The sequence below is a fragment of the Massilia solisilvae genome (assembly GCF_024753215.1).
Classification (GTDB): domain Bacteria; phylum Pseudomonadota; class Gammaproteobacteria; order Burkholderiales; family Burkholderiaceae_D; genus Telluria; species Telluria solisilvae.
Genome location: NZ_JANUGV010000002.1, coordinates 300,106 through 326,212 on the forward strand (window position 1 = coordinate 300,106; position 26,107 = coordinate 326,212).

Annotated in this window: 27 protein-coding genes; 12 read left to right on the top strand and 15 right to left on the bottom strand. The window is 66.1% G+C overall.

The window, feature by feature from the left end; translation table 11 throughout:
* Positions 1-138 precede the first annotated feature (138 nt).
* Positions 139-765 carry a recombinase family protein gene (locus tag NX773_RS09495; protein ID WP_258856096.1) on the top strand — a complete coding sequence of 209 codons (627 nt, stop codon included), beginning with the start codon at positions 139-141 and terminating at the stop codon, positions 763-765.
* Positions 766-879: 114 nt separating this feature from the next.
* Here NX773_RS09495 and NX773_RS09500 read toward each other — a convergent pair whose 3' ends face one another.
* From NX773_RS09500 to NX773_RS09520, 5 genes are all read right to left on the bottom strand, one after another.
* The gene (locus NX773_RS09500; RefSeq protein WP_258856097.1) at positions 880-1,416 is read right to left on the bottom strand and encodes a DUF4303 domain-containing protein; all 537 of its coding nucleotides are present in this window, start codon (positions 1,414-1,416) and stop codon (positions 880-882) included.
* 901 nt (positions 1,417-2,317) lie between these two features.
* Entirely contained in the window at positions 2,318-2,902 is a 585-nt protein-coding gene (locus tag NX773_RS09505; protein WP_258856098.1) for a hypothetical protein, read from the bottom strand.
* Between the two features lie 3 nt (positions 2,903-2,905).
* Positions 2,906-3,298 (bottom strand): hypothetical protein, encoded by a 393-nt coding sequence (locus NX773_RS09510; protein WP_258856099.1) that lies wholly within the window; start codon positions 3,296-3,298, stop codon positions 2,906-2,908.
* Complete coding sequence (locus NX773_RS09515) at positions 3,289-3,813, bottom strand: penicillin-insensitive murein endopeptidase (RefSeq protein ID WP_258856100.1); 525 nt, start codon at positions 3,811-3,813, stop codon at positions 3,289-3,291. The genes NX773_RS09510 and NX773_RS09515 overlap by 10 nt, the downstream gene beginning before the upstream one ends.
* A 9-nt stretch (positions 3,814-3,822) precedes the next feature.
* The gene (locus tag NX773_RS09520; RefSeq protein WP_258856101.1) at positions 3,823-4,317 is read right to left on the bottom strand and encodes an Hcp family type VI secretion system effector; all 495 of its coding nucleotides are present in this window, start codon (positions 4,315-4,317) and stop codon (positions 3,823-3,825) included.
* Positions 4,318-4,504: 187 nt separating this feature from the next.
* Between NX773_RS09520 and NX773_RS09525 the strand changes: the two genes are divergently transcribed.
* The 5 genes from NX773_RS09525 (at position 4,505) to NX773_RS09545 (ending at position 8,746) form a co-directional block, all read left to right on the top strand.
* Positions 4,505-5,461 (top strand): DUF2515 family protein, encoded by a 957-nt coding sequence (locus NX773_RS09525; protein WP_258856102.1) that lies wholly within the window; start codon positions 4,505-4,507, stop codon positions 5,459-5,461.
* A 128-nt stretch (positions 5,462-5,589) separates the two neighbouring features.
* Positions 5,590-6,633: a ubiquinone anaerobic biosynthesis protein UbiU gene (ubiU, locus tag NX773_RS09530; RefSeq protein ID WP_441295326.1), complete on the top strand. Its 1,044-nt coding sequence runs from the start codon at positions 5,590-5,592 to the stop codon at positions 6,631-6,633.
* Between the two features lie 25 nt (positions 6,634-6,658).
* Entirely contained in the window at positions 6,659-7,537 is an 879-nt protein-coding gene (ubiV, locus tag NX773_RS09535; protein WP_258856721.1) for a ubiquinone anaerobic biosynthesis protein UbiV, read from the top strand.
* Between the two features lie 17 nt (positions 7,538-7,554).
* On the top strand, positions 7,555-8,013 hold the full coding sequence (gene ubiT / locus NX773_RS09540; RefSeq protein WP_258856103.1) for a ubiquinone anaerobic biosynthesis accessory factor UbiT: 459 nt from the start codon (positions 7,555-7,557) through the stop codon (positions 8,011-8,013).
* A 64-nt stretch (positions 8,014-8,077) separates the two neighbouring features.
* Positions 8,078-8,746, top strand: a complete 669-nt coding sequence (locus NX773_RS09545; protein WP_258856104.1) for a nitroreductase family protein — start codon at positions 8,078-8,080, stop codon at positions 8,744-8,746.
* A 4-nt stretch (positions 8,747-8,750) separates the two neighbouring features.
* Here NX773_RS09545 and NX773_RS09550 read toward each other — a convergent pair whose 3' ends face one another.
* Genes NX773_RS09550 through NX773_RS09560 form a run of 3 tightly spaced genes read right to left on the bottom strand, consistent with a single transcriptional unit; the run spans position 8,751 to position 11,491 of the window.
* Complete coding sequence (locus NX773_RS09550; protein WP_258856105.1) at positions 8,751-9,512, bottom strand: transporter; 762 nt, start codon at positions 9,510-9,512, stop codon at positions 8,751-8,753.
* Positions 9,509-10,108: a DUF4337 domain-containing protein gene (locus NX773_RS09555; protein WP_258856106.1), complete on the bottom strand. Its 600-nt coding sequence runs from the start codon at positions 10,106-10,108 to the stop codon at positions 9,509-9,511. The genes NX773_RS09550 and NX773_RS09555 overlap by 4 nt, the downstream gene beginning before the upstream one ends.
* A 33-nt stretch (positions 10,109-10,141) precedes the next feature.
* Positions 10,142-11,491, bottom strand: a complete 1,350-nt coding sequence (locus tag NX773_RS09560; RefSeq protein WP_258856107.1) for a phenylacetate--CoA ligase family protein — start codon at positions 11,489-11,491, stop codon at positions 10,142-10,144.
* Between the two features lie 165 nt (positions 11,492-11,656).
* Between NX773_RS09560 and NX773_RS09565 the strand changes: the two genes are divergently transcribed.
* Positions 11,657-12,361 carry a fumarylacetoacetate hydrolase family protein gene (locus NX773_RS09565; protein WP_258856108.1) on the top strand — a complete coding sequence of 235 codons (705 nt, stop codon included), beginning with the start codon at positions 11,657-11,659 and terminating at the stop codon, positions 12,359-12,361.
* Here NX773_RS09565 and NX773_RS09570 read toward each other — a convergent pair.
* The 6 genes from NX773_RS09570 to NX773_RS09595 form a co-directional block, all read right to left on the bottom strand.
* The gene (locus NX773_RS09570) at positions 12,358-13,146 is read right to left on the bottom strand and encodes a hypothetical protein (RefSeq protein ID WP_258856109.1); all 789 of its coding nucleotides are present in this window, start codon (positions 13,144-13,146) and stop codon (positions 12,358-12,360) included. The genes NX773_RS09565 and NX773_RS09570 overlap by 4 nt on opposite strands.
* Positions 13,143-14,297 (bottom strand): HlyD family secretion protein, encoded by a 1,155-nt coding sequence (locus tag NX773_RS09575; protein WP_258856110.1) that lies wholly within the window; start codon positions 14,295-14,297, stop codon positions 13,143-13,145. Before NX773_RS09575 ends, NX773_RS09570 begins: the two co-directional genes overlap by 4 nt.
* Entirely contained in the window at positions 14,294-15,778 is a 1,485-nt protein-coding gene (locus NX773_RS09580) for an efflux transporter outer membrane subunit (protein ID WP_258856111.1), read from the bottom strand. Before NX773_RS09580 ends, NX773_RS09575 begins: the two co-directional genes overlap by 4 nt.
* A 2-nt stretch (positions 15,779-15,780) precedes the next feature.
* Positions 15,781-17,274: an MDR family MFS transporter gene (locus tag NX773_RS09585; protein WP_258856722.1), complete on the bottom strand. Its 1,494-nt coding sequence runs from the start codon at positions 17,272-17,274 to the stop codon at positions 15,781-15,783.
* A gap of 50 nt (positions 17,275-17,324) precedes the next feature.
* The gene (locus tag NX773_RS09590; RefSeq protein WP_258856112.1) at positions 17,325-17,774 is read right to left on the bottom strand and encodes a MarR family winged helix-turn-helix transcriptional regulator; all 450 of its coding nucleotides are present in this window, start codon (positions 17,772-17,774) and stop codon (positions 17,325-17,327) included.
* A 207-nt stretch (positions 17,775-17,981) separates the two neighbouring features.
* Positions 17,982-19,013 carry an asparaginase gene (locus tag NX773_RS09595; RefSeq protein ID WP_258856113.1) on the bottom strand — a complete coding sequence of 344 codons (1,032 nt, stop codon included), beginning with the start codon at positions 19,011-19,013 and terminating at the stop codon, positions 17,982-17,984.
* 268 nt (positions 19,014-19,281) lie between these two features.
* Between NX773_RS09595 and NX773_RS09600 the strand changes: the two genes are divergently transcribed.
* Positions 19,282-19,641, top strand: a complete 360-nt coding sequence (locus tag NX773_RS09600) for a hypothetical protein (RefSeq protein WP_258856114.1) — start codon at positions 19,282-19,284, stop codon at positions 19,639-19,641.
* 24 nt (positions 19,642-19,665) lie between these two features.
* On the opposite strand, the gene NX773_RS09605 is transcribed toward NX773_RS09600, so the two are convergent.
* Positions 19,666-20,523: a pirin family protein gene (locus NX773_RS09605; protein WP_258856115.1), complete on the bottom strand. Its 858-nt coding sequence runs from the start codon at positions 20,521-20,523 to the stop codon at positions 19,666-19,668.
* A gap of 425 nt (positions 20,524-20,948) precedes the next feature.
* Here NX773_RS09605 and galT point away from each other — a divergent pair, with 425 nt between their 5' ends.
* Genes galT through NX773_RS09625 form a run of 4 tightly spaced genes read left to right on the top strand, consistent with a single transcriptional unit; the run spans position 20,949 to position 26,020 of the window.
* Entirely contained in the window at positions 20,949-22,043 is a 1,095-nt protein-coding gene (gene galT / locus NX773_RS09610; RefSeq protein ID WP_258856116.1) for a galactose-1-phosphate uridylyltransferase, read from the top strand.
* A complete protein-coding gene (locus NX773_RS09615) occupies positions 22,040-23,134 on the top strand; it encodes a M24 family metallopeptidase (protein ID WP_258856117.1) in 1,095 nt (364 codons plus the stop codon). The genes galT and NX773_RS09615 overlap by 4 nt, the downstream gene beginning before the upstream one ends.
* On the top strand, positions 23,131-24,228 hold the full coding sequence (galK, locus tag NX773_RS09620; RefSeq protein ID WP_258856118.1) for a galactokinase: 1,098 nt from the start codon (positions 23,131-23,133) through the stop codon (positions 24,226-24,228). The genes NX773_RS09615 and galK overlap by 4 nt, the downstream gene beginning before the upstream one ends.
* Positions 24,215-26,020: a glycoside hydrolase family 2 protein gene (locus tag NX773_RS09625; RefSeq protein ID WP_258856119.1), complete on the top strand. Its 1,806-nt coding sequence runs from the start codon at positions 24,215-24,217 to the stop codon at positions 26,018-26,020. The genes galK and NX773_RS09625 overlap by 14 nt, the downstream gene beginning before the upstream one ends.
* The last annotated feature ends 87 nt before the right edge of the window (positions 26,021-26,107 follow it).

Sequence of the window (26,107 nt, forward strand, 5' to 3'; positions counted from 1 at the left end):
CTGAGTAAGTTCCCAAAAGGTATACCCCAAGCGAACCAAGGAACTATAGTCCGGTTATGGTTCGATAATTCATGTTTGCAAACCCTAATCGAACTGGCATAATGCGAACCATCCAAATCGCACTGAAGGGTTCCAACGATGTTTGTCCGTGCTTACCTGCGCGCATCTACAGCAGAACAAGACGCCAGCCGCGCCAAGGCCGATCTTGATGTCTTCGCATCCGAACGCGGCCTACGTATCGCAGCGTATTACGTCGAGAACGAATCAGGGGCAAGCCTGCGCCGTCCTGAACTGTTCCGTTTGCTATCTGACTGCCACGCAGGCGACGTGCTGCTGATCGAGCAGGTAGACCGCTTGTCGCGTTTGGATGCCGAGGATTGGGAAAACCTGAAACGGGAACTTCAGGCGCGCAAGGTCCGTGTCGTCGCACTGGACTTGCCTACGTCATGGATGATGACCAGCGCCACGGATGAAATGACGGCACGCATGATGGACGCTCTGAACGGGATGATGCTGGATATGCTGGCCGCTATCGCACGCAAGGACTATACGGATCGTCGCAGGCGTCAACAGCAGGGCATCGAGAAGCTGAAAGCGGAAGGGGGCTACAAGGGCCGTAAGGAAGACGTAGAACGCAACGAAGCGATCATGACCATGCTACGCAGGGGCGATAGCTGGAACCACGTAATCGCCGCTACAGGCTGTTCACGGTCTACCCTTGCCCGACTGGCCCAGCGCGTCCGCGAAGCGCAGGCAAGTGCATAGGACGGCTCTGAAAAAAGCATAGAGACACGCAGCAAAGTTTCTTGCGGCGGTCCGTTTCAACCCGAAGCAGACCTTCGCGGTTACGTTTCGCCGGTCGCCTATCGACCCACAATCTCAACCAAATTCAGCCATGAAATCGGCGATCACGTTTGGCTGATTAAGGCGTTGAACAGACTCGGCGATAATTTCGGAGCTTGAATCAGAAATCCAGATCGCTAGGAAAGGGTTAGTCCCATCGAACGTGCCAAGCTGTTTGGCCTGATCAAAACCACAGAGGATCGAGTCAAGCAGACCATTAGCATATGCAGCTTGAACGTCGTCCATCAAAAAGCTGACACTGGTATGCGCTGCAGCGAAGCGTCGATTTGCGTCCAGCAGCACATTGTTAGCGGCAGCAAATCCATCAGAATACCAATGTTTCCATCCGTCTACGGAGAAACGGTAGTATGAATATTGACTATCGTCGGTTGAGACTGCGACGTCAGCAGGACCGTTCGATACAGCAACAATATTCTGCAAATTGGCAAACTCACCTGGTAACAGTGCATACCCGTAGAAGTCGATTCCCCTAGCCCGCAAAGACGCGACATGTTCTTGCACCCCTTTGCAGACCGCATCGATCAGTAGAGGGCGCACTTCGTTCAGAAACATCTTTAGTTCGTTCGTATCCACTTTTATGTCGGATTCTCGTGTTGATGGAAATTGTTGGCTGAAGGCGACTCTTGGCTAGTGCGGTCCTAGAAAGTAAGTGTACGTCGTTGATTGGTTAAATGGCAAGAACCCGTGCTGGTCTATTCACTTTGCCATATGAAAAAACTGGATTTCAATGGCTTTCCATTCTGACAGCTTGTTGACTACACGCGGCGGGCGGCTGGACAACGGCACGCATAGGAACGGCCAGCTAGTCCATTTTTCTTGTCCCTGCCAAAGTACCCCCCAGGGGTTCGTCTATCGGACGAATTCAAAAAGGGGGTTAAAGGTCGATTTCTATTGTTGTTGTTGGACTTTCAACGAGTGCGTGCGTTTTCTGTACGCATTCCCCGCTAGGGTAAAACAGCGGGGTAGGCGATCCTATGGCGCATTTCTAAAGAGGTCGAGAAGCTCTAAGCGACCTGCTGCGAGATTTCGCCGCCTTTCAGGCAGGCGTAGTTTCGATGGTGTGGGCGAGCCCTTGCTGCCAAGCTGCAAGGTACTCTTCAGCGACGTTTGTCTGCAGCCATGTCCTAGCAGGTCGCCCCGTTAGTACTTTTGCCGGTCGGCACGTTCAGCCCGAAATAACAGGAGAACTCGTCGTCCTCCGTGAAGGTGCGACCGCGGGGTCAGATCCGGCAACATGACAGGTTTGAACTTAATTTGGGTCATCTCCGCCGCCGAGTATGTAGTTGACTCCCTCTGTACACGAGTGACCTCGGCCAGCTTGACGCTCGCCTTCGCGCGGTCATCGCTGCGTGCGCCGGGAGTTCGATTTTGTCACAATGCCGGATCTGACCCCGTTGGCGTTTTCCCACAGGCCGAGATAGCAACTGTGCTCATCTCCGCACTTGCTGGTCCCTCACTTGCCGAAGAATGGGCTAAAGGCTTCTTGCAACTCCACAGGAAGTGAGTTGAAGTCGATGCGCTGGCTCGTGATTTCAGCGCGCAGCCGGTCAGGGCCGCCGAAGGCACGAACCGTTCGGGCGGCAAGATCACGGGCTAACTCGCGGAGAATTGGATCGGGCACGTTGCCGTCGTTGGCGGCGTTGGGATCGTACACTTCGAACGTCTCGCGCGCATCGTCGCCGCCGCATTTTCGGCCTGTCACGGTATATACAGCCCCATTATCCCAGTACTCATAAAGCCTTTGGCCAGGCGCCTTGTTCAAGCGCTTGAAGTAGCCTGTCAAAACGTAATAGGTGCTCGCGGCATCCCGCGCCTGCCCAAAAATCCACACACGGCTTGTAACGTACTCATCGTTAAGCTGCCGGCACGTTATGCGCAAGTCTTCGGGAAACGCCTCTACGTTGATCTTATCTAGCGGTAAGCGCAGTCCCAGCACCGGCACGGTCAAAAACCGCGGCGGCTTGTCGCTTTCGACACCGGAGGCTGCCGAGCTTATTAGAAACAGGGCTACAGCAGCTACCGTTCGCCTGTAGCTCATGCCCTAGCAAATGGACCCGTTCGCACTTTTGCCCGTCGGTACGTTCAGGCCGAGATAGCAGGAGAACCCGTCGTCCTTGGTAAACACGCAATGAAGGTCGCCTCGGCGCCGTTCACGGTAGTCACGGGCGGAACTGCATGCGTCGGCTTTCCTCACGTCCGGTCCGATCCGGTTGAACAAATCCTGCGCCAGCTGCCCTTTGAACATAAACGCAACCTTCTGATCCTTCTGAGTCGGCGGAGTCATCTCCGCGAGGGTGCCGCCATACAGGTAATAATCGCCCTTGAGTGGCGTCGCAAGGTAGCGGCCCTCGTCTTTTTTCTCGCCCGCAACGACGACGAGGGGAAGGGCTGCCGACACGCAGACCCAGCACAGAATTCGCACGTTCAAACCCATAAGCTCCACTTCCAGATTTCGATGTGAATATGATCGTCGTGGCCGATCATTGACCGCACCTGCCCGCCTAAGGCGTGTTGCACCTTGCCGTCGTTGAAGAAAACCTTGCTGACCATCGGGTGTTGCACAAACAGGCGAAGCAGCTTGATCGTTGCGTCGCGGTCATAGACCTTGTCAAACCGGGAACAGTGTGCCGCCTGCCCCGTCATCATGTCCTTTCGCACCGGGCGGATGTCCATCTCGATGCCAAGCTGATGTGTTGCGTGCTCATATTTGCGCCCATCGGCCAGGCTGATGTTTCCAATGCCGAACTTTCGGTCGTCCATGGCCTGCCACTCGCGCTCGATTTCGAAGATCAGTGACAGCAGGAATGGATGCGCGTACTGCGCCAAGTGGCCTGTGCCCGATACGCCGCCCACGTTCCCGTACACGTAGTACCCGGCTTCCTCCGGGGCCTGCGGCAGCATGAAGTAGCCGCGCTTGTCGTGCGGTTGGATCGGCACTTCGCTGGGCATGGCTGCTCCTCAGATCGTGCATCGGTTGTTGGAGAGATCCCATCCGCCGGCCGTGTTGCCGCCCGCGCCACCGCCAATCTTCTGCTGCGTGTATCGCCAGACGACCTTGGCATATCGGAGCCCGATCTCGTCGTGCAGCAGGCCGCCGTCACCGAGGATCTGGTCGATGTTCGAGATAATCACGTTGGTCATCTCAACCTCGTAATACTTCACGCGCGCGCCGTCGCCATCGGCCCGCATCAACTCGAGCTTTACTTTCGGTATGGTCCTGCCCATCGAGCACGTCTGCATCAGGATCGGAGACGCAAGGTCGGCGACCTTGGAGAGCGACAAGATCCGGTGTTCGCAGCGCTCTGCAGTGTGACCACCCGCCGTCGACGTAGTGGCGCTACGTGGCTGCACCACGCCCCAATGGAGCCGGGTGATTTCAATCCAGCCCTGATGCGCGGCGTCGGCCGATTCGCCCTTGATTCCGTCAATCTGCAGATATGCGTCTGTTGCCATGGACTTCTCCTAGCTACATGTGGTGGGCTATTGTTGCTTTTCATGAGCCAGCAAATTTTGGCGAAACGCAAGATCAATGACAGTTGCCGAGGAGAGGCGGACTCATCCCCTTTGTCAGCCCTCAACGCTCCGCCCCGCATCGCTCGTTACAGTCAATTCGTGGTTCATTCGACCAACGGAGGCGTGCATGCCGGACGATTCAATTACCCAGCCAGCGGCCCAGCTCGACCAGGCGCTCGACGAATGGCTGGCATGCCAGCGCGCCGCCGAAGCATGGATCGCCCCCGCCGGCAAGCTGATCGAGGACCGTGCACTGCGCAACCGCCGCATCAGCGCCGCCTACGCCTCCCTGTGGCTGGCCGATCATCGCTTCCAGTGGGCCGGCCTGGCGGCTTTCGCGTCCAAGCAGGTCGGCTGCGGCCTGCAAAACGCCGCCGACACCATGCAGCGGCTGGGCGACGACATCCGCGCCGCGCACACCGCAGACAGCTTCGAATGGCTGTACAAGGTCATGATCCCGGCCCTGGTCGGCACCGGTGCGGGCTTCATGCGCGGCCAGCTCTCGTTGGGCAACCTCACGGTGTTCCTGGACGCCTACCCGCTGCACCGCTTCTACATCCGCAACGGCATCGACGCCATGCGCAAGGCTATCGGCGTGCGCCACCTGATCGCCGACCGCGTGCACTGGCCGGTGGCAAGCCAGCTGCTCCCGTTCGGCAAGCCCTTCCGCGAGATCATGGAGGGCTTTGAGCTCATCGAGGCCGGGCAGCTGCACGAGAGCGTGGCGAAGCTGGCCTGGCACGAGCAAGTCAACGTGCTGCAAACGGTGATGTACAACGACCCCAAGATGCGGCTTGCGCTGGACAGCAACCAGATCGGCACCGTGGCAGGGCAGCAGTCGGCAGACTTCGAAGAGGTGGGCGTGTCGCTGGACGCGTCCTGCCACGCGCTCGGCCCCGACAGCATCCTGTTTTCGCCGCTGGCCAACGCGCACCTGTACGACGTGAGCCAGCGCATGGCTTTCGTGATGCGCGCCGCGGCAAGGATGGACGAGATGCTGCGCGGCGCAGAGGGCGCGTCCGTGGCAGCCTCGCTGCGCGATATCGCCGCGCTCGTTGATCACCCGGTTGATGCAGATCAATAAACTTTCAATTACCGGCCGGGCCGGGGTGCAGCTCGCCGGATGGGGTTTTTTTTCTTAATTTTGTTTAAGGAAGCCGGCGGGCTGGCGTTCGTATAGTTTCGGGTCTGAACTCCCGGTCCAAACGCATCATGAACGCCTCAGCACCAATGGCCGCGCCGCCTCGCGCCGCCAAGCCCCTCGAACTTGTTTGTCCCGCAGGCAGCCTGCCTGCCCTGAAAGGCGCCATCGACAACGGCGCCGACTGTGTCTACCTCGGCTTTCGCGATGCGACCAACGCGCGCAATTTCGCCGGCCTGAATTTTGACGACAAGGCGATCGAGCAGGGCATTCGTTATGCCCACGACGCCGGCCGCAAAGTGCTGCTGGCCCTGAACACCTACCCGCAGGCTGACAGCATGAAGCTGTGGCAGGCGGCGGTGGACAGGGCCGCCGGCGCCGGCATCGACGCGATCATCATGGCCGACCCGGCCCTGATGGCCTACGCCACCGAGCGCCATCCGCAGCTGCGCCTGCACTTGTCGGTCCAGGCCTCGGCGACCAACCACGACGCGATCAACTTCTACCACGAGCGCTTTAACATCGCGCGCGCCGTGCTGCCGCGCGTGCTGTCGCTGGCGCAGGTCGAGCAGCTGATCGGCAACACGCCGGTCGAGATCGAGGTGTTCGGCTTCGGCAGCCTGTGCGTGATGGTGGAAGGCCGCTGCTCGCTGTCGTCGTACTGCACCGGCGAGTCGCCCAACACCCACGGCGTGTGCTCGCCAGCCAAGGCGGTGCGCTGGTTCGAAGGTCCCAAGGGCCTGGAGGCGCGCCTGAACGGCGTGCTGATCGACCGCTATGCCGAGGGCGAGAACGCCAGCTACCCGACCCTGTGCAAGGGCCGCTTCGAGGTCGGCGGCGAGGAATACTACGCGATGGAAGAGCCCACCAGCCTGAACACCATCGAGGTGCTGCCGCAGATGATCCAGATGGGCGTGCGCGCGGTGAAGATCGAGGGCCGCCAGCGCAGCCCGGCCTACGTGGCGCAGGTTACGCGCGTGTGGCGCGACGCGATCGACGCCGCCAGCGACCCGGCGGGCCGCTATTCGGTCAAGCCGTCGTGGATGGCCGCGTTGAACGCGGTCGCGGAAGGCCAGCAGCACACGCTGGGCGCATATCATCGGAAGTGGAAGTAACATGGCAGAAGTAAACCAGAGACCCCTGAAGCTGTCGGTCGGCCCGATCCTGACGTACTGGCCGCGCGAGACCGTCTTCGAGTTTTACCAGATGATCGCCGACACCCCGGCCGACATCGTGTATATCGGCGAGACCGTCTGCTCGCGCCGCCACGAGCTGCGCCTGTCGGACTGGGAAGATGTAGCCGAGATGCTGGCTGAACGCGGCAAGGAAGTGGTGATGTCCACCCAGGTGCTGATCGAGTCCAACGCCGAGCTGTCCACGCAGCGCAAGATCACGGCCAATGGCCGCTACCGCGTCGAGGCCAATGACATGGGCGCGGTGCGCCGCGTGGCCGGGCGCGGCGATTTCGTCGCCGGGGCGCACCTGAACCTGTACAACAGCGCCTCCCTGTCGCTGATGTCCGGGATGGGCGCGCGCCGCTGGGTGATGCCGGTCGAGATCGGCCGCACGCAGCTGGCCGAGCTGCGCCGCGACATGCCCGAGCTGCTCGAGACCGAGGTGTTCGCCTACGGCCGCATGCCGCTCGCTTTTTCCGCACGCTGCTTCACCGCGCGCAACCGCAACCTGCCCAAGGACGACTGCCAGTTCAGCTGCCTGCAGCACCCGGACGGCATGCTGCTGTCCACCCGCGAGGGCGAGCCCTTCCTGGTCCTGAACGGCACCCAGACCCAGTCCGCTTCGGTGAACTGCCTGGTGGGCCAGGTGGACGAGATGCGCGAGCTGGGCGTGGACGTGCTGCGCATTAGCCCGCAGTCCACCGACACCGGAGAGGTGATCCGGATCTTCGACCAGGTGCGACGCGGCGAGCTCGATGGCGAGAGCGCCCAACAACAGCTGGAGCCGCTGATGCCGGGACGGCCCTGCAATGGCTACTGGTACGGCGACCCCGGCCAGGAATGACCGACGAAAGGATGCATATGCAGACCACCACGCAAACCTACACCATGCCGGCGCCGATTGCCGGCCTGTTCGCGCGCCTGCCCGCGTACCCCGGCTCGTGGCTGTTCACGCGCGGCCTGAACCTGGTGCTGGCGCCGCAGCTGCCCGCCGACGTGCGCGAGGCGCTGGCCGGCCGCACGCTGCGCCTGCGCGTTTCCGACGCGCGCATCGTGTTCGACTTCAAGTGGCAGGGCACGGCCTTCGTGCCGTCCAAGACCGTTGGTACCCCCGACCTGACCATCGGCGCCTGCGCGCACGACCTGCTGCGCCTGGCGCGCCGCGAGGAAGACCCGGACACGCTGTTCTTCAGCCGCCGCCTGGCGCTGGAGGGTGACACCGAGCTGGGCCTGCTGTTCAAGAACACGCTCGACGCGTTCGACGTGTCGCTGTTCGATCCCGCGACCTTCTTTGGCAAGCGCCGTCCGCGCGCGAGCTGATCGCGGGCCGCGGAACCGGCTTGTCCGGCCGCGGTCAGAAGGGCAGGAAAGGAAGGTACAAGCGATGAATTCGTCCCTTGGACGCAGCCTGAAGGCCGGCCTGCTCGTGCCCGGCCTTCTCACTGCCGGGCAAACCGCCGGCGAGCCGCAGGATCGGGTGCTTCCCGCAATCGTCCTGCCCGCCCCGCAAACGGAGGGCGGCACGCCGCTGATGCAGGCGCTGCGCCGCCGCCACAGCACGCGCGAGTTCGCGCACAAGCCCGTAGAGCCACAGCAGCTCTCCAACCTGCTGTGGGCGGCCTTCGGCATCAACCGCCCCGATACCGGCGGGCGCACGGCGCCATCGGCGCACAACGCGCAGGAGATCAGCATCTACGTGGTGCTGCCAGGCGCCAGCTACCGCTACGACCCCGCAGCCAACAAACTGGTGCCCGTCCATGCCGGCGACCTGCGTCCGCTCACCGGCACACAGCCGTTCGCCGGTGAAGCGCCCCTCAACCTGGTGTACGTGGCAGACATGGACAAGCTGGGGCGCGACAGCGACGAGAACCGGCGCTTCTACGCCATCGCCGACGCGGGCCACATCAGCGAGAACGTGTACCTGTTCTGCGCGTCCGAAGGCCTGGCGGTGGTGGTGCGCGGATCGATCGACCGGCCGGCGCTGGCCAAGGCGCTTGGGCTCGGGCCGTCGCAGCGCGTGATGCTGGCGCAGTCGGTCGGCTTTCCCAAATAGCGTTTCAGCGCAGGTTGGCCAGCGGGACCACCATCCCGGTGAACAGCGACCAATGCGCCGTGCCAGGGGTGAGCCCGCGGGTAAAGCCAATGTCCAGCGCAAGCCGCTTGTCGGGCATGTAACCCAGCGCAGCCAGCATCTGCGCGGTGGCAGGCGCGCCCGCGTTGTAGAGGCCCGATAGCTCCCAGGTGGCAGACCAGCGTTCGTCGAGCGGCACCGAGAACGAGGCCGAGGCGCCGGTTTGCATGCGCGCCGCGCCCGGATCGGGTGCGCCCAGCCGGGTCGCGTTCAGGTTGGCGTCCATGTGCAGGTCGCCGAAATCGCGGCTGTAGATCGTGTTGATCGTCCAGTCGGCCTTGCCGCTGCCGATGGCGCTGCTGGCGGTCGGCGCTTTCACGCCCAGCTCGAGCCCGAAGGCGGTGGTGTCATTCACGATGAAGGCGCGCTTGAGCACCAGCGAGGTATCGCCGATGCCTGTGGCCGTGGCCCCGCCGTCGCGCGTGCGCACCACCGCTTCGCCGCCAAGCAGCACGCCCCAGTCTTTGTCGAAGGCGAGCTTGAAGGTGTAGGGCAGGCTGTCCCGCAGCGGCTGGCCGCCACGCGCGGCAAGCACGCCGAATTCGAATTCGAGCTGCCCCAGCGCGGGCAGCTGCGCTGGCGTCGAGACCGAGGGCCGGTAGGGCGTGACGGGCGCTAAGTTCTGGGCGTGGGCGGTGGCGCCAAGCGTGGCCAGCGCCACGAGCACGCAGCGGGTTTTCATGGTCATGAGAGCAGGGCGGTGAGCCAGGAGGGATGGATCGGCCAGCCGAACAGGCCCGCGCATCCCATCAGGATGCCGAAGGCGGCCGGTATCATGGCGACCCCGAACAGCCAGCGCTGGCCCGTGAGCGAGGTCACCGCCAGCAGCGCCACCGTAATCGCGAGGAAGGCGTCGGACAGGTCGAACTGGTCGTCGCGGAAGTTCTGCGCGTCGTATTCCTTCTGGTCCTGCTCGGCCCGGGCGCGCAATTCCTCTTTTTTCTTCTCCTGCTCGGTCACCAGCTGCTGGTAGCGCGCAACCGCCTGCGCATAGTCGCTCCGGGTGGCGGCTGGCGCCGCGGTCGCGGCCAGTTGCAGCTGCAGGAGCGTGCCTTTGGCGACTTCCTCGCGAACGTTGCGCGCCTGGTAGAACGCCCAGTGATCGAGCTTGTTGGCCTGCGCCTGCTGCATGGCCTGCACGATGTTGTCGTCCTTGACCTTGCAGATGCCCATGAAGGTCGACAGCAGCGCGACGGTCACTGCCACGGCCATGTTCAGGCGCGAGCTCTTTTCCCTGGCTGCTTCGTTGGCTTGTTCGATGGTGTCGATCGGGTCCAGCTCCATGATGCCGCGTTGTGGTTGGCGATGCGCGCCAGTCTAATGCATTTGCGGCCTGGATGTGGCCGCCGATGCCGGCCGTGACGGTGCCACGCTGGAGATCACGAAGCGGTGCTTGCCGCCCGGGGCGGGCAGCACCTCCGGCACCGCCTGCACCGAGATGTCGAAGGACTCGCCCCAGCGTTCGCGCTGCCGTGCCAGCACCAGCTGCCGCTGCGCGGGTGTCAGCGTGCCGCTGCGGGGCACCAGTGCGATCGTGATCGCGCCCGGCCGCCTCTGCCAGATCTGCCAGGTACGCACGAAGTCCCACGTGTCGGGGTCGATGATCACGGTCAGGCCGGGGATGCGGCGGCCGTTCCGGTCGATCAGGAAGTCCTGTTCGCGGCCATCGATCGCCTGGCAGGCGCCGTCGGCACCGATCGTGCCGTAGTCCCCGGTGCGGTAGCGAATCAGCGGCATCACGTCGTTCCATAGCGAGGTGCCGACGATCTCGGCGCCGTGCGCGTTCACCCGGTTCTCGTTGACCGCATACAGGCGGTTGAAGCGATAGGCGCTGCACACGCCGCCCGAACCTTCGGCGAACGCGAGGTTGGTGCGCTCGGTCAGGCCGTAGCTGATGGAGATCGGGCAGCCGAACAGCTTTTCGATCGCGCCCAGCTGCCCGGCCTTCACCGGCTCGGAGCCAAGCAGCACCGCGCCCACTTCAAAGTCGAGCTCACCGGGCGCGAGCATGTGCGCCAGCGCGGCCACGGTGCTGGGGTAAGCGTGCACGAAGCGTGGCCGGAAGCGGTTGAGCGCGTCGCGGATTGCCGACTTGTGCTCATCTGTCAGGTGGTAGGGCGACAGCAGCAGCCGGTTGCCCCACACCCGCGTCGGCGCTTCATGCCCGGGCCGCACGGCGTCCGCGCCGATGCGCAGGTACCTTGCCTTGTCGAAGCTGAAGCCAAAGCGCGACCAGGCCTGCGCGAAGAACGCCTTTTCGATGTCCGCCAGCCGTTTGGTGCGCCACATGCCGATGCCTTCGCCGGTCGAGCCGCTGCTGGTGGTGTAGATCAGCCAGCGCGGGTGGAAGCGCTCGTCGAGGAAATCGCGCTGCTGCGCCATCACGGTGCGCTTGTCGATCAACGGGAAGCGCGCCAGCAGCTCGCGCGCGGGTTCGTGCGCCAGTTCGGCTGCGGACAAGCGCATGCTGCGGCGATAGAAGGGGACATGGCGCACCGCTGCCTGCAGCACGTGGCGCAGCCGTTCGTCGATGACTGCATCCAGCAGGTGTGGCGGCGCGCCGGACAGCTGCAGGATGCGAAAGTAATCGGCATGGTAGAGCAGGCGCGCGGGGACGTATTTGCGCCACCGGTAGTACCGCTGCTTCAGCCATTCCGCGCGACCCATGTTGCTCCTGGCAAAATCCGTGTGCTCCCGTCAATACTAAGCGCGCGCCGGGCAGGGCCGTTCGACGCCCGTCAGCAAGCGTGCGTTTGCATTGCCCGGTGGCCGCCGGTATCCTTAATTGATTGCCGCCTGGCAGTCCAAGAGTTTCTTTCCAGAAGGAGAAGCATGACCACGTTCGCCATCACCCCTCCCGCCATCCCGTCGCTCGCGATTGCCGGATCGTCCGAGCGCTTCCCGCTGCGGCGCGTGTTCTGCGTCGGGCGCAACTACGCGGCCCACGCGCGCGAGATGGGCAACGATCCGGACCGCGAGCCGCCATTCTTCTTCACCAAGCCGGCCGACGCGGTGGTGCCCGCGGCCGGCACGCTGCCGTATCCGCCGGCCACGCGCGACATGCATCACGAGATCGAGATGGTGGTCGCGCTGGGCAAGGGTGGCGCCAACGTGGCGGCGGCGGACGCGCTGTCGCTGGTGTGGGGCTATGGCGTGGGCATCGACCTGACCCGGCGCGACCTGCAGGCCGTCGCCAAAGAGATGAGCCGGCCGTGGGACGTGGCCAAGGGCTTCGACGCGTCGGCGCCGTGCAGCGAACTGCATCCGGTGGCGCAGGTGGGCCATCCGTCGGGCGCGCGCATCTGGCTGGAGGTGAATGGCACGGTCAAGCAGGACGGCAACCTGGACGAGATGATCTGGCCGGTGGCGGACGTGATCGCGCACCTGTCACGCTACGTCACGCTCATGCCGGGCGACCTGATTTTCACGGGCACCCCGTCTGGCGTTGGGCCGCTGTCGCCCGGCGACCGCGTGCGCGGCGGGCTCGATGGCGTGACTGGCTTCCAGCTCGAAGTGGGGCCGGCTCCCGCGGCTTAACCGCGCGCGGCGATCATGGCGGCAACCTGCGCGGTGAGCGCGGCGCGGGTGGCGTCGATCTGGTCGCCGTTGGTGTTGGCCGACAGCGTGGCCTTGTCCTTGCGGCCCAGGAAGTAGGCCACCCGCTCCGCGTTGGCGCCGGACGGGTGGGGCAGGCCGTGCAGGATGCGCGCCGGGTCGATCACGCCGCGCGCGGCCAGCCAGTCGAGCGCGTCGCTGACGGCAGCGCCCATCGGGATGAACAGCGCGCCGGGCAGTTGCGCCGCTTCCGCCCCAAACCATTCCAGCACCTGCTGCTGCAGGAACGGCGTGCGCGTCATGGCCGGCGTGCCGCTGTAGTTCTTCCCGTTGACGAAAACGGCGTGGCGCAGCGCCGAGGTCACCTGCACCAGGTCCGCATGCGCGCCGAACAGCGAGGCGCAGCTGTCGATGCCGAGCCAGCGCGCAACGCCGATCGAATCGAGCAGCGCCACCAGGTTCGGCCGGATCGCGCCGCTGAAGGCGCCGGCCACGCGCGCCGCCCGCAGCACCTCGTCCTGTGCCGCGCCGCGCGCCAGCTGGCGCTGAGCCTCGGCCACCGCGTTCTTCCACTGGTTGAAGCCGGGCGTGATGCCGACCACGACCACTTTCGCCGCCGTGTTGATCGATTCGAACGGGATGTAGTACGTGGACAGCCTGCCTTCGCTCCTGATCAGGAAGCTGTCCGGGATCAGCAACGGCGCCGCGACCTGTTGCAGGTCCACGGCGCGTATCGCATCCGCGTAGCGCGGAAAGAGCAGGGTCACTTGGCCAGGTTCCTGGCGACGATCGCGTCGGTGGCGGCCTGGGCTTCCTGCAGCGGCTGGGTCAGCACGCTGGTCTCGTAACGCGCCGTGGGCTGGGCCACGGTGCCAAGCGCGCTGCCCTGCTTGTTGCTGATGTCGATGTCGACCGTGGCCGACAGGCCCACGCGCAGCGGGTGCGCCGCCAGCTCCTTGGGGTCGAGCGAGATGCGCACCGGCAGGCGCTGCACCACCTTGATCCAGTTGCCGGTGGCGTTCTGCGCCGGCAGCAGCGAGAACGCGCTGCCGGTGCCGGCCGACAGGCCCACCACCTTGCCGTGGAACTTGATATCGCTGCCGTACATGTCCGCCTCGATCGTGGCCGGCTGGCCGACGCGGATGTCGCGCAGCTCGGACTCCTTGAAATTGGCATCCACCCACAGGTCGTTCAGCGGCACGATCGTCAACAGCGGCGTGCCCGGCGCAATGCGGCTGCCTACCTGCACGCTGCGCTTGGAGACGTACCCGGTCACCGGCGCGACGATGGCGTTGCGGCGCGCGGCCAGCCAGGCGGACAGGTAGTCGGCCTTTGCGGCCAGCACGTTGGGGTGCTGTTGCGGCGCCACGCCAGCCACGGTCACGCGCGCGGCCGCGGCCTGCTTCTGCGCCACGTCGAGCGCGGCGCGCGCCTCTTCCACGTTGCGGCGCGCGTGCGCCACGTCCTCGCCAGACACGATCTGGCTTGCGGCCAGCGGCAGGCGGCGCGCCAGGTCTTCCTGCGCGGTCTTGAGCGCGACCCTGCGCTGCTCGACCGCCGCTTCGAGCTGCTGCACGGTGGTGTAGCGCTCGCGTTCCTGGCGCACCACGGTGCCCAGACGGGCCTCGGCCTGCGCCAGCGCTACCTGCGCATCGGACGGGTCGAGCTTGATGATCTCGGTGCCGGCCTGCACCAGCTGGGTCTCGTCCACGCGGATCTCGACCACGCTGCCGGTCACCTGCGAGCTCACGTTGACCAGGTTGCCACCGACGTAGGCGTTGTCGGTTTCGACGCGCTTGGACAGCACCAGCACGTACCAGGCGGCGTAAGCCAGGCCGCCAAGGATGAACAGGGCGGTGATCGCCAGCAGGAACGCGCGGCGCTTCTTTTCATGGGGGGCGATGGTTTCGTTACTCATTTGGCGATGGCGTGGTTGTCTTGTTGGTTGTTGGCGGCGGTCTGGATCGGTGCGGCGCGGTAGCCGCCGCCCAGTGCCTTGACGAGGGCGACCTGCGACTGCAGTTCGGCGTCGCGCAGCTGCAGGCCGGCGTCGCGCAGGCGCAGCGTGGCCAGTTGCGCCTGCAGCACTGCGGCGCTTTCGGCCAGGCCCGCTTTCAGGCGCACGCGCGCGTTCGCTTCCAGGCTGGCGGCCTTGTCCACCGCTTCCTGGTAGGCGCGGCGCTGCTGGGCGATGCCGGCAAGCGTGGCCGCTTCTTCGGCCACGTCGCGCACGGCGACCAGTACCGACTGGTTGTAATCGGCCAGCAGCTCGTCGCGCTGGGCGCGCGCTTCGCCCAGGCCGGCTTCGAGACGGCCGGCGTCAAAGATCGGCAGGTTCAGCGCCGCGCCGGCCAGCATGGTGCGGCTGCCGTACTGCAGCAGGCGCGACAGCGAGACCGAGTTCAGGCCGGCCGCGGCCATCAGGTTCAGGTCCGGGTAGAACGCGGCTTCGGCGGCGCGCGTGCGGCCCAGCGCAGCCTCCACACGCCAGCGCGCGGCCTGCAGGTCGGGCCGGCGCGCCAGCAGCTCGATGCCCAGCCGCGCCGGCAGCGCGGCCTGCACCTCTTGCGGCGGCCGGAACGACAGCCCGGGCAAGCCATCGCTGTCCGCGCCGATCAAGGCGCGCAGCGCCTCGCGTTCGCGCGCGGCCTGGGTGGCGAAATACTGCGCCTGCTGGTTCAGGCTGGCCAGGTCCTGTTCGGCGCCTTGCACGGTGTCGATGTTGACCAGGCCCTGCTTGAGGCGCTGCTGGCGCCCGGACAGCACGTCGCGCTGGACCGCCTGCTGCGCGGCCACGTTGCGCTCGCGCGCCCACAGCATCTGCAGGCGGAAGTAGCTTTGCGCCACCGCCGCCGACAGCGTCTGCGCCGCCTGCGCGGCTTCTGCCTGGCGTGCGCTGGTTTCGCCCAGCGCGGCGGCCACCAGCGCGCGGTGCCGGCCCCACCAGTCGAAGTCGTAGCTGGCCTTGACCTGCACCGTCGAATCGTTGAACCAGTTGCCGCCGATCGGCTCGGGGAACAGGCCTGTGGCCGAGTAGCGCTGGCGGTTCAGGCCGGCATTCAGGCCCACCTGCGCGCCGCCGGCCGCTTCCTCGGCGCGCAGCGCGGCGCGCGCGGTGGCCACGCGTGCCTGCGCCACCGCGATCGACGGGCTGTTGGTGAGCGCGCGCGCCACCAGGTCGTCCAGCTGCGCGTCGCCGTATTCCTTCCACCATTGCTGCGCCGGCCACGCGTCGCGCGCCAGCTTGAGCGCCGCTTCGTGCTGCGCCCGCGCGAAGTCGGGCGCCGTGGCGGCGCTGGTGTCGGCCGGGACGTGAACGCAGCCGGCCAGGGCAAGCGCCAGCACCGCGCCCGCCGCTTTCGTGAGTCGTAAATGTCGCACTGTTTTTTTGGCTTTCATGGTTATTCGAGGGCGGCGTGGTCCACCTGGGCAGGCGCGGCGCTGCGCTTGGGTGGGCGGATCAGGAGCAGCATCGGGATCACGGCTGCGGTCAGGATCATCATCAGCCAGTAGTCGTCCACGTAGGCGATCATCGATGCCTGGCGCGAGATCTCGGCATTGAGCGCGGCGGCGCCGGAGCCGGCCAGCGCGGCGGCCGGGTTGCCCAGTTCCGGGTTGGCGATGGTGACGTGCTCGACCAGCGAACTGTGGGCGATCTGCGTGTTGCGCACCAACAGGGTCTGCACCAGCGCGATGCCGATCGAGCTGCCGATGTTGCGGATCAGGCTGTAGAGCGCCGTGCCTTCCGCGCGCATCTGCGGCGACAGCGTAGCGAAGGTGGCGGCCGACAGCGGCACGAACACCAGACCCATGCCGATCCCCTGGATCACGCCCGGCCACACGATGTCGCTTTGCGAGAGCACCAGCGTGTACTGGGTCATCTGCCACAGCGAGAAGCCGGTCACCGCAAAGCCCACGCCCAGCAGCAGGCGAAAGTCCACGCGGCCGGTGAGCTTGCCCACCACGAGCATCGACAGCATCGTGCCCAGGCCCGATGGCGCCGTCACCAGGCCCGCCAGCATGGCCGGGTAGCCCATCAGGCCCTGCAGCATGGTCGGCATCAGCGCGCGGGTGGCGAACAGCACCATGCCGACGATGAAGATCAACAGCAGGCCGGTAACGTAGTTCGAATTGAGCAGCAGCCGGTAGTCGATGAACGACTGCCCGGCCGGGCGCGTGGCGGTGTGGGCGATGAAGTAGGCGGCGCTCAGCGCCAGCAGAATCGCCTCGACCCAGGTTTCGGTGGAGCCGAACCAGTCGTTCTGCTCGCCGCGGTCGAGCAGCATCTGCAGCGCGCCGATCGCCACCGACAGCGTGACGAAGCCGAAGGTGTCGAACTTCACGCGCCGCGCTGCCGGCGTGGCGTGGATATAGCGCCAGATGCCGTAGAAGGCGATCGCGCCGATCGGCACGTTGATGAAGAACACCCAGCGCCAGTTGTACTGGTCGGTCAGCCAGCCGCCCAGCGTCGGTCCCAGGATCGGGCCGATCATCACGCCCATGCCCCATACCGCCATGGCCGAGCCATGCTTTTCGCGCGGGTTAATGTCGAGCAGGACCGCCTGCGACAGCGGCACCAGGGCCGCGCCGAACACGCCCTGCAGCATGCGCGCGATGACGATTTCGGTGAGCGTGGCCGAGATCCCGCACAGCACCGAAGCCGCGGTGAAGCCGGCCACCGAGGCCAGGAACACGTTCTTCAGGCCATAGCGGTCCACCAGCCAGCCGTTGAGCGGGGTGGCGATGGCGGCGGCCACGATGAACGAGGTCAGCACCCACGTGATCTGGTCCGTTGATGCCGACAGGCTGCCCTGCATGTGCGGCAGCGCGACGTTGGCGATGGTGCCGTCGAGCGCCTGGATCACGGTCGCGAGCATGATCGAGATCGTGATCATGGTGCGGTTGATCGGCGGGGCTCCCGGCGCCGCGGTGGCGGCGGCAGCGCTCACAGCATCTCCTCGATGCGTTCGCGCAGCGATTCGAGCAGGGCGGTGGCGGCGGCCAGTTCGGCTGGCGGCACCTGGTCCAGCACCGAGGCGCGGAAGGCGTCGGCCTGCTTGCGCACCTTGGCGAACAGGGCGCGGCCGGCATCGGTCAGGTGGACCAGCTTGACGCGCCGGTCGGTGGGGCAGGGCGCGCGCAGCACCAGCCCGGCGGCTTCGAGCCGGTCGAGCATGGCAACCACGGACGGGCCTTCCACGCCCAGCTGGTCGGCAAGGGCGCGCTGCGATAGTTCAGTCTTTGACTTGGCGAGGATCGCGATCGTCAGCCAGCCCGACTGGCCCACGCCCAGGTCCTTCAGGCGCGCGTCCAGCGCCAGGCGCCAGCTGCGCGCGGTTGCGTGCAGCACGGTGGAAAAGCGCTCCTGCGGCGTCGGATCAGGTAGAAGGGACATAATTCACTATCAAATCGGTAGGTAGCTAACTAGTTTACCGCAAGAAAATGAAGAACGTAAGCTATGTGTGCCGGATGGAAGCTGATTTTGTGACAAAGCGGCGACGGATGTCGCAGCCTTGCGGGGGCTTTCGTAGGGTGGTTTCCCGCCCACGCGTTCAGCTAAGGCCTGCCGGATCCGAACGCGTGGGCAGGAGACCTGCCCACCCTACGAAAGGCGAGCCCGGGTGAGCTCGAACAGCGGCCGGATATCGCCCGCCACCGTGCCGCGCGCATTCTTGATGGGCGGTTGGCGATAACGCTCGAGCACCGCGCGCGCGTGTTCGTCGAGCAGGCCGAGCTGGTCGAGCACGCGGTAGGTGGCCGGGTGCAGCGCGCGGCTGCCGCCATCGGCGATCTTGATCGCGATGCCAAGCCCTGCCGAGCGCACGCCGATCGCCTGCACCCCGTCGGCGCCGATCTTGCAGACCCAGTCGCCACGCCCGGCCGTCATCAGGTGCAGGTCGCTGCGCTCCTCCCCGGACACGAGGTCGGGCCGCGCCGTCATCGCGTCGAACAGCGGACCGAATGCCGCGCCCAGCCGGCCGTCGCGCTCGCCCTGCGCCAGCCGCGCGTACAGGTGAGCAAGCCGGGACAGCGGCAGTGCGTAGTTGGGCGCGGAGCAGCCGTCGATGCCACACGCCAGCGCCTGCGCCGGCAGGCCCGCGGCCTCGGCCAGCCGCGTGCGGATCGCCTGCTGCAGCGGATGGCGCGGATCGACGTAACGCGCGGTGGGCGCGCCGTGCAGCCGGCACCACGCAAGAAATCCGCTGTGCTTGCCGGAGCAGTTGTGGTGCAGCGCGCTCCAGCGCTGGTCTGCCGGCGGCGGCAGGTTCACCGCATCGTAATACAGCGGGACCTGGCAGCCGCACTCCAGGTGCTGTTCGTCCAGCCCGATCTTGCCCAGGATCGTGCGCACCACCCGCACATGCTTCTCTTCGCCGGAATGGCTTGCGCACAAGAGCGCCAGTTCGTCGCGCGACAGGCCAAAGCGATCCAGGCCGCCGTCGAGGATGAAGGGGAGGGCCTGGAACGGCTTGAGCGACGAGCGCGTGAAAGTGAGCCATGCCGGATCGCCCGCGGACCACAACAGGCGCCCGCCGGCATCGACCACCGCCACCGAACCCATATGCACGTTCTCGGTCAGGTAAGCGCTGTCCTGATAACCGCGCGTGGTGGCGACGAGGGGAATCGTATGCATGGAGCAGCCTCGCTGGATGTGCAGGGAAGCACTGTAGAACAAAGCGCCGCGCAAGCGCGCCCGCCACGACGGCTCGTTCCGCATTTCGCGCACTTCATCCCGCGTTTTGCGCACTTCAGCCGGTTGCCGCTTGAGCGTGGCGCGGCGCTGGCTACACTGTCATCATTCGCCAGGCCATTGACGACGCGCCCGGCGAAATTGAAAGACGTGGACCGCGCGGCATCGCCGTGCTGTCCGTCCCTCCAATTTCACCAAAAGGATGAACATCATGCGCTTGACCCATGTACTGACCCTGGCCGCCGCCGCCACCGTTTCGCTGTCCGCTTCCGCCGCCCCGGCCGCCAACGTCGATGCCACCGTCAATGTTTCCGCTCCGGCGATCCGCGCCAGCTATCGTCTGGATCCGTCGCAGTTCAAGGCGGTGCAGGGCGCTTACGCGCTGGAAGACGGCCGCACGCTGCACGTGACCGCCGACCATCGCAAGCTGTACGCCGAAGTCGATGGCGAGAAGACCGAGATCGTGCCGGTCGCGCCCAACCGTTTCGCCTCGCGCGACGACGCGATGCGCCTGGCCTTCAACAGCGATTCGCTCGCCACCGACGTGACGATGAACGTCGCCGTGCGCTAAGGCGCGCGCCCCGGCGCGCCGCGTTCAGCCTGGCGCGCCGAACTTCCCGGCCTGGTAGTCGTTGATGGCCTGGATGATTTCCTCGCGCGTGTTCATCACGAACGGACCGTGCGACACCACCGGCGCGCCGATCGCCTCGGCGTGCCCGAACAGCAGCAGCGCGTCCGACTCGGCCGACAGGTCGAGCGCGTCGCCTTCCGCATTCAGCTCGGCCAGGTGCAGCGGCTCGACCTTGTCCGGCCCCACCTCGACCATGCCGCGCACCACGTACAGGAACACGCTGCGGCCCGTCAGGCCCGTCAGCAGCAAGCGCGCGCCCTTGCGGAGCGCAATGGTGCTCATGAATACGCCGGTCAGCGACCGCACCGGTCCCGTCACCCCATTGAACGTGCCCGCCACCAGGTTGACCACGGCGCGTCCATCGTCCACTTCGATCGCGGGGATGTCCTCGCGCTGCAGGCCCACATAGGCCGGCTCGGCCATCTTCAGGTGCGGCGGCAGGTTCACCCACAGCTGCAGGATCTCGAGCGGGCCGCCGTGGCGCAGGAATTCGCGCGGCGAGATCTCGGCGTGGATGATGCCGCGCCCGGCCGTCATCCATTGCACGCCGCCGGCCCGGATGATGCTCTCGTGGCCGGCGCTGTCCTGGTGCGTGAGCATGCCGTCCAGGATGAAGGTCACGGTCTCGAAACCGCGGTGCGGGTGCGGCCCGAACGGCAGCCCCTGGTTGTGCGGCGGGTAGGTCTGCGGGCCGTGATGGTTCAGGAACAGGAAAGGATCGATCTGGTCCAGGTGCGGGTTCGGCAGCGGACGCTGGGTCAGCAGGTCGCCGATGTCGTCGCGCACTGCCGGGTGCACGCGCTTGATGGTCCTTTGGCTCATGTCCTTGTTCTCCGTGGCTTGGGTCGTCGGCAATACGATACTCCAAGCCGCGCGCGTTTGCCGGAGCGGGAAGGACGATTCCAACGCCGTTAACTCATCTGTAGTGCACTCTGGCCTGTAGGCGTCCGCCGCACGGAAACCCGTAAAAACGCCCATTCGTTTTGTAAGCACAGGACTACGTCCTTGGCCGAGCGGAGCGTGCAACGTCGCGCTGTGCAACGCCTTCCCTCTGGGCGGCGCGGGCCGCGGCCTGTTCCGTTGTCGCGCGGTAGCACACCCGGCTTTACCTATAGAAATTGCAATGGTTATGCATGGAAAAAGTGGTGAAAACTGCATGATAGGATCGGTCCCCAGCCGCGCTGCGTTGCCAAGGATGGTCTTTGCGGCGTGCCTCCATTTCACGTGCTCGACATTCAAACAATGCCATGCATTTCAAAGAATTAATCAAGCCGGACGGTCGACATCTCACTCTCTACAGCAACCAGCCCATACCGGACGGGATCGTGGCCCCGAGCCCGTTCGCCGACCCGCAGCATGCGAACCCGCACCTGCGCTGGCACCCGTTGCGAGGCGAATGGGTGACCTACGCGGCCTATCGCCAGAATCGCACTTACCAGCCGCCGCCGCAGTACAACCCGCTGGCGGTCACGCTTGACCCCGCGCATCCCACCGAACTGCCGCAGGGCGAGTACGAAATCGCGGTGTTCGACAACCGCTTCCCGTCGCTGTCGTTCGAGTCGCACGACCCGCCGGTGCTGACGGTGCCCACCGCGCCTGCCAACGGGCACTGTGAGGTGGTCGTGTTCACGCAGGACCCGGTGTCGTCGCTGGGCGCGCTGCCGTTGTCGCGCATCGAGCTGCTGTTGGCCGTGTGGGGCGACCGCACCACGCGCATCGGCGGGCAGCACCACATCCATTACGTGCTGCCGTTCGAGAACCGCGGCGCCGAGGTGGGCGTGACGCTGCACCACCCGCACGGGCAGATCTACGCCTATCCGTTCGTGCCGAGCGTGCCGGCGCGCATGCTGGCGCAGGAGCGCGAGTACTACCTGCAGCACGGCACCAGCCTGTTGTGCGACATGGCGCGCGACGAGGCCGCCGACGGCAAGCGCGTGCTGTACGAGGGCGAACACGCAATCGCATTCGTGCCGCCGTGCGCGCGCTATCCGTACGAGGTGTGGGTGATGCCGACTGCGCCGTGCAAGGACTTTGCCGCGCTCACCCCGCCCCAGCGCGAGGACCTGGCGCGCGCGCTCAAGATCGTGCTGCTCAAGTACGACCATTTGTGGGACCGCCCTTTCCCGTACCTGATGACCTGGTACCAGGCCCCGACCGACGGCGGCGAGCATCCCGAAACCCAGCTGCATGCCCAGTTCTTCCCGCCTTACCGCACGCGCGACCGGCTCAAGTACCTGGCCGGCACCGAGATCGGCGCCGGCATGTTCGCCATGGACGTGCTGCCCGAGACCACCGCCTACGAGCTGCAGCAGGTGCCGGCGAACCTGGAGGAGAGCGCATGAGCGAGGCACTGGCAATCAGGAGCGCGGAGGCGCTCGAAAAGCTGGCGCTGCTGCGCGCCGCCCTCGACCAGGCCGGCGCCGGCGCGATCCGGCTGCGCGGCACCGACTGGTTCGCCTGGATCACGGCGGGCGGGTCCAACACCGTGCTGATGGCCGCCGAAACCGGCGTGGCCGAGGTGCTGGTCTCGCGCGAGGAAGCCTGCGTGCTCACCGACGAGATCGAGGCGCAGCGCCTGCGCGACGAGGAGATTCCCCCCGGCTTTGCGTTCCACGTGGTGCCGTGGGCCGAGCTCGAACTGCGCGAGCGCTACGTGCTCGAGGTGGCGGACGGGCGGCCGGTGCTGTCGGACCGTCCGGTGGCGGCCGAGCAGGCGCTGCCGGCCACACTGCGCCAGCGTCGCCTGGTGCTCGGCAGCGACGAGCAGGAGCGCTACCGCGCGCTGGGCCGCGAGTCGGCCGAGGCGATGACCGAGGTCTTGCACCTGGCGCGGCCCGACTGGACCGAATACGACCTGGCCGGCGCCGGCGCGCAGGCGCTGTGGCGGCGCGGCATCCACCCGGCGCTGGTGCTGGCGGCCGGCGAGCGGCGCCTGCCGCTGTACCGCCACGCCACCCCTTCCGGCGAGCGCCTCGGCCAGCGCGCCATGCTGGTGTTCTGCGCGCGCCGCCACGGCCTGTACGCCAACCTGACACGCTTCGTCAGCTTTGGCCCGGCCAGCGGCGACCAGCGGGACCTGATGGCGGTCGAGGCCACCGGCCTTGCCGCGATCAAGCCGGGCAATTCGCTGTCCGCGGTGTACTTCGCGTTCGAGCAGGCTTACCGCCACGCCAACCGGCCCGATGCGATCCGCGAGCACCACCAGGGCGGCATCACCGGCTACCTGTCGCGCGAGATCGTGGCAACGCCCTATACCGCGACCGAGCTCGAGACGGGCATGGCGTTCGCGTTCAACCCCAGCTTCGTGGGCGCCAAGATCGAGGACACCTTCGTGCTCGGCGCGGATGGGCTGGAAAACCTGACCTGCGACCCGGCCTGGCCGGCGCAGGAAGTGCAGGGCAGCAAGCGGCCGCTGTGGCTGGAGGTGACATGACGAGCAGCGATACCTTTTTCGGCGGCGCGCCCGACGTGGTGGCCTCGGCGCCCGGCCGCGTGAACCTGCTGGGCGAGCACACCGACTACAACGACGGCTTCATGCTGCCGGTCGCCACGCCCCAGCACACCACGGTGGCGATGAAGAGGAGCGGCGACGGGCACTTCTATTTTTACTCGTCCACGCTCGACACCAGCATCGATTTCCCGGAGGGCGGCAGCCCGCCGCCGGGCTTCGGCAGCTACATCGAGGGCTGCATCCGTTTGCTGCAGTCCGAGGGCATCAAGGTGCCGGCGCTGCGCGTGTACGCCTCCACCGAGCTGCCGGTAGGCTCGGGCCTGTCGTCCTCGGCCGCGCTCGAAGTGGCGACCTTGCGCGCACTGCGCCAGCTGCTGGGCATCGAGCTGGACGACGTGAAGCTGGCGCGGCTGGCGCAGCGCGCCGAGATCGAATACGCGCGGGTGAACTGCGGGATCATGGACCAGATGGCGTCCAGCCTGGCCGACCGCGGCCACATGCTGTTCATCGATGCGCGCACGCTCGAGCACCGGCTGGTGCCGCTGCCGCCCGATGCCGAGATCATCGTGCTCGATTCGGGCGTGCCACGCAAGCTCGCCGCCAGCAAGTACAACGAGCGCCGCGCCGAATGCGAGGAGGCCGCGCGCAAGCTCGGCGTGGCCTCGCTGCGTGACGTGACCGATCCTGATGCGGTCGAGCAGCTGCCGGCGCCGCTGCGCCAGCGCGCGCGCCATGTGGTGCGCGAGAACCTGCGCGTGCTCGAAGCGACGCGCGGCGTGTCGGCCGAGCGTTTCGGCGAACTGATGAACGCATCGCACGCCAGCCTGCGCGACGACTACGAGGTGTCGATTCCCGAGCTCGACGCGCTGGTGGACGCGCTGCGCGCCGCGCCCGGCGTGTATGGCGCGCGCCTGACCGGGGCCGGCTTTGGCGGCGCGGTGGTCGCGCTGTGCCGCGCGGGCCAGGCCAGGCAGGCGGCGCAGGCCGCGCTTTCCGCATACAACAAGCATGAACGGGCCGGCCGGATCCTGATCCCGGTGCCAGAGCAAGGAAAGGAAAACAATGAGCCAGTTTGAGTATCCCCGCCCGCAGCTGGTGCGCGACCAGTGGATGAACCTGAATGGCAAGTGGCGCTTCCGCTACGACGACGAGGGCCAGTTCAAGCTGCCCGGCCAGGTGAGCGGCTGGACCCACGAGATCAATGTGCCGTTCGCGCCGGAGACCGAACTGTCGGGCATCGGCGACACCGGCTTTCACCGCGCCTGCTGGTACCAGCGCGAATTCGAGCTCAAGCCCAGCGCCGGGCGCACGGTGCTGCACTTTGGCGCGGTCGATTACGCATGCCGGGTGTGGGTCAACGGCCACCAGGTGACCGAGCACGCGGGCGGGCACACTTCGTTCTCCGCAGACATCACGATGGCGATGCATGCCGACGGGCGCCAGGTGGTCACGGTGTATGTCGAGGACGACCCGTTCGACCTCGAAAAGCCGCGTGGCAAGCAGGACTGGCTGCTCGAGCCGCACTCGATCTGGTACCCGCGCACCACCGGCATCTGGCAGACGGTGTGGGTGGAGCAGGTATCGAACACGTACATCGGCACGCTCAAGTGGACCCCGATCTTCGAGACTTTCGAGATCGGTTGCGAGGTGTTCGCGGCCGGCGACATCCCGACCGAGGATATGTTCGTGGAGGTGAAGATCTGGCATGGCCGGCAGCTGCTGGCGGACGACAATTACAAGGTCGTGTCGGGCGAAGCGAACCGCAAGATCGCGCTGTCGGACCCCGGCATCGACGACTCGCGCAACGAGCTGTTGTGGAGCCCGGAGCGGCCGACCCTGCTCGACGCCGAGGTCACGCTGCGCGTGGACGGCCAGGTGGTGGACAAGGTGCGCTCGTACACGGCGCTGCGCGCGTTCGCGATCAACCGCGACCGCCTGATGCTCAATGGCCGCCCCTACCAGCTGCGGCTGGTGCTGGACCAGGGCTACTGGCCCGAGTCGTTCCTGACCGCGCCGTCCGACCAGCACCTCAAGCGCGACGTCGAGCTGGCCAAGCTGATGGGCTTTAACGGCGTGCGCAAGCACCAGAAGATCGAAGATCCGCGCTACCTGTACTGGGCCGACAGGCTGGGCCTGTTGGTGTGGGAAGAGATGCCGTCTGCCTACCGCTTTTCGCCCAAGGCGATCACGCGCATGGTGCGCGAGTGGACCGAGGCGATCCACCGCGACTACAGCCACCCGTGCATCGTGGTGTGGGTCGCGTTCAACGAGTCGTGGGGCGTGCCGAACCTGACGCTGACGCAGGCGCATCGCAACGCGGTCGAGGCGTTGTACCACCTGACGCGCACGCTGGACGCGACGCGCCCGGTGATCGGCAATGACGGCTGGGAGGCGTCGGCCACCGACATCCTCGGCATCCACGACTACGACTGCAATCCCGAAAAGCTGTGCGAGCGCTATGCCGTGTCCGATCCGGTGCGCACGCTGTTCGACCAGCGCCGCCCCGGCGGGCGCATCCTCACGCTCGATGGCTTTCCGCACCGCGGCCAGCCGATCGTGCTGACCGAATTCGGCGGCATCGCGTTCGACCCCAACGCGACGCCGGATGACAAGACCTGGGGCTACACGCGAGCCCACACGGACGAGAGCTATCTCTCGCTGTACCGCCGGCTGCTGGAGGTGGTCAACACCACCTTCATGTTCAGCGGCTTTTGCTATACCCAGTTCGCCGACACCTTCCAGGAAGCCAACGGCCTGCTCAATGCGGACCGTACTCCCAAGCTGCCGCTGGAGGTGATCAGCGCCGCCACACGCAATGTCTCGCTCGAGAAAAAGGATGTGGAGGAGGGAACCGGGCCCGGCGCATGACCTGCACCCAGGTGCAAGGCGGCCGGCCCATGTGCGACACAGACCGATTAACCGCACGCCTCGCGAGCGCGGGGCGGTAAAGGAGTC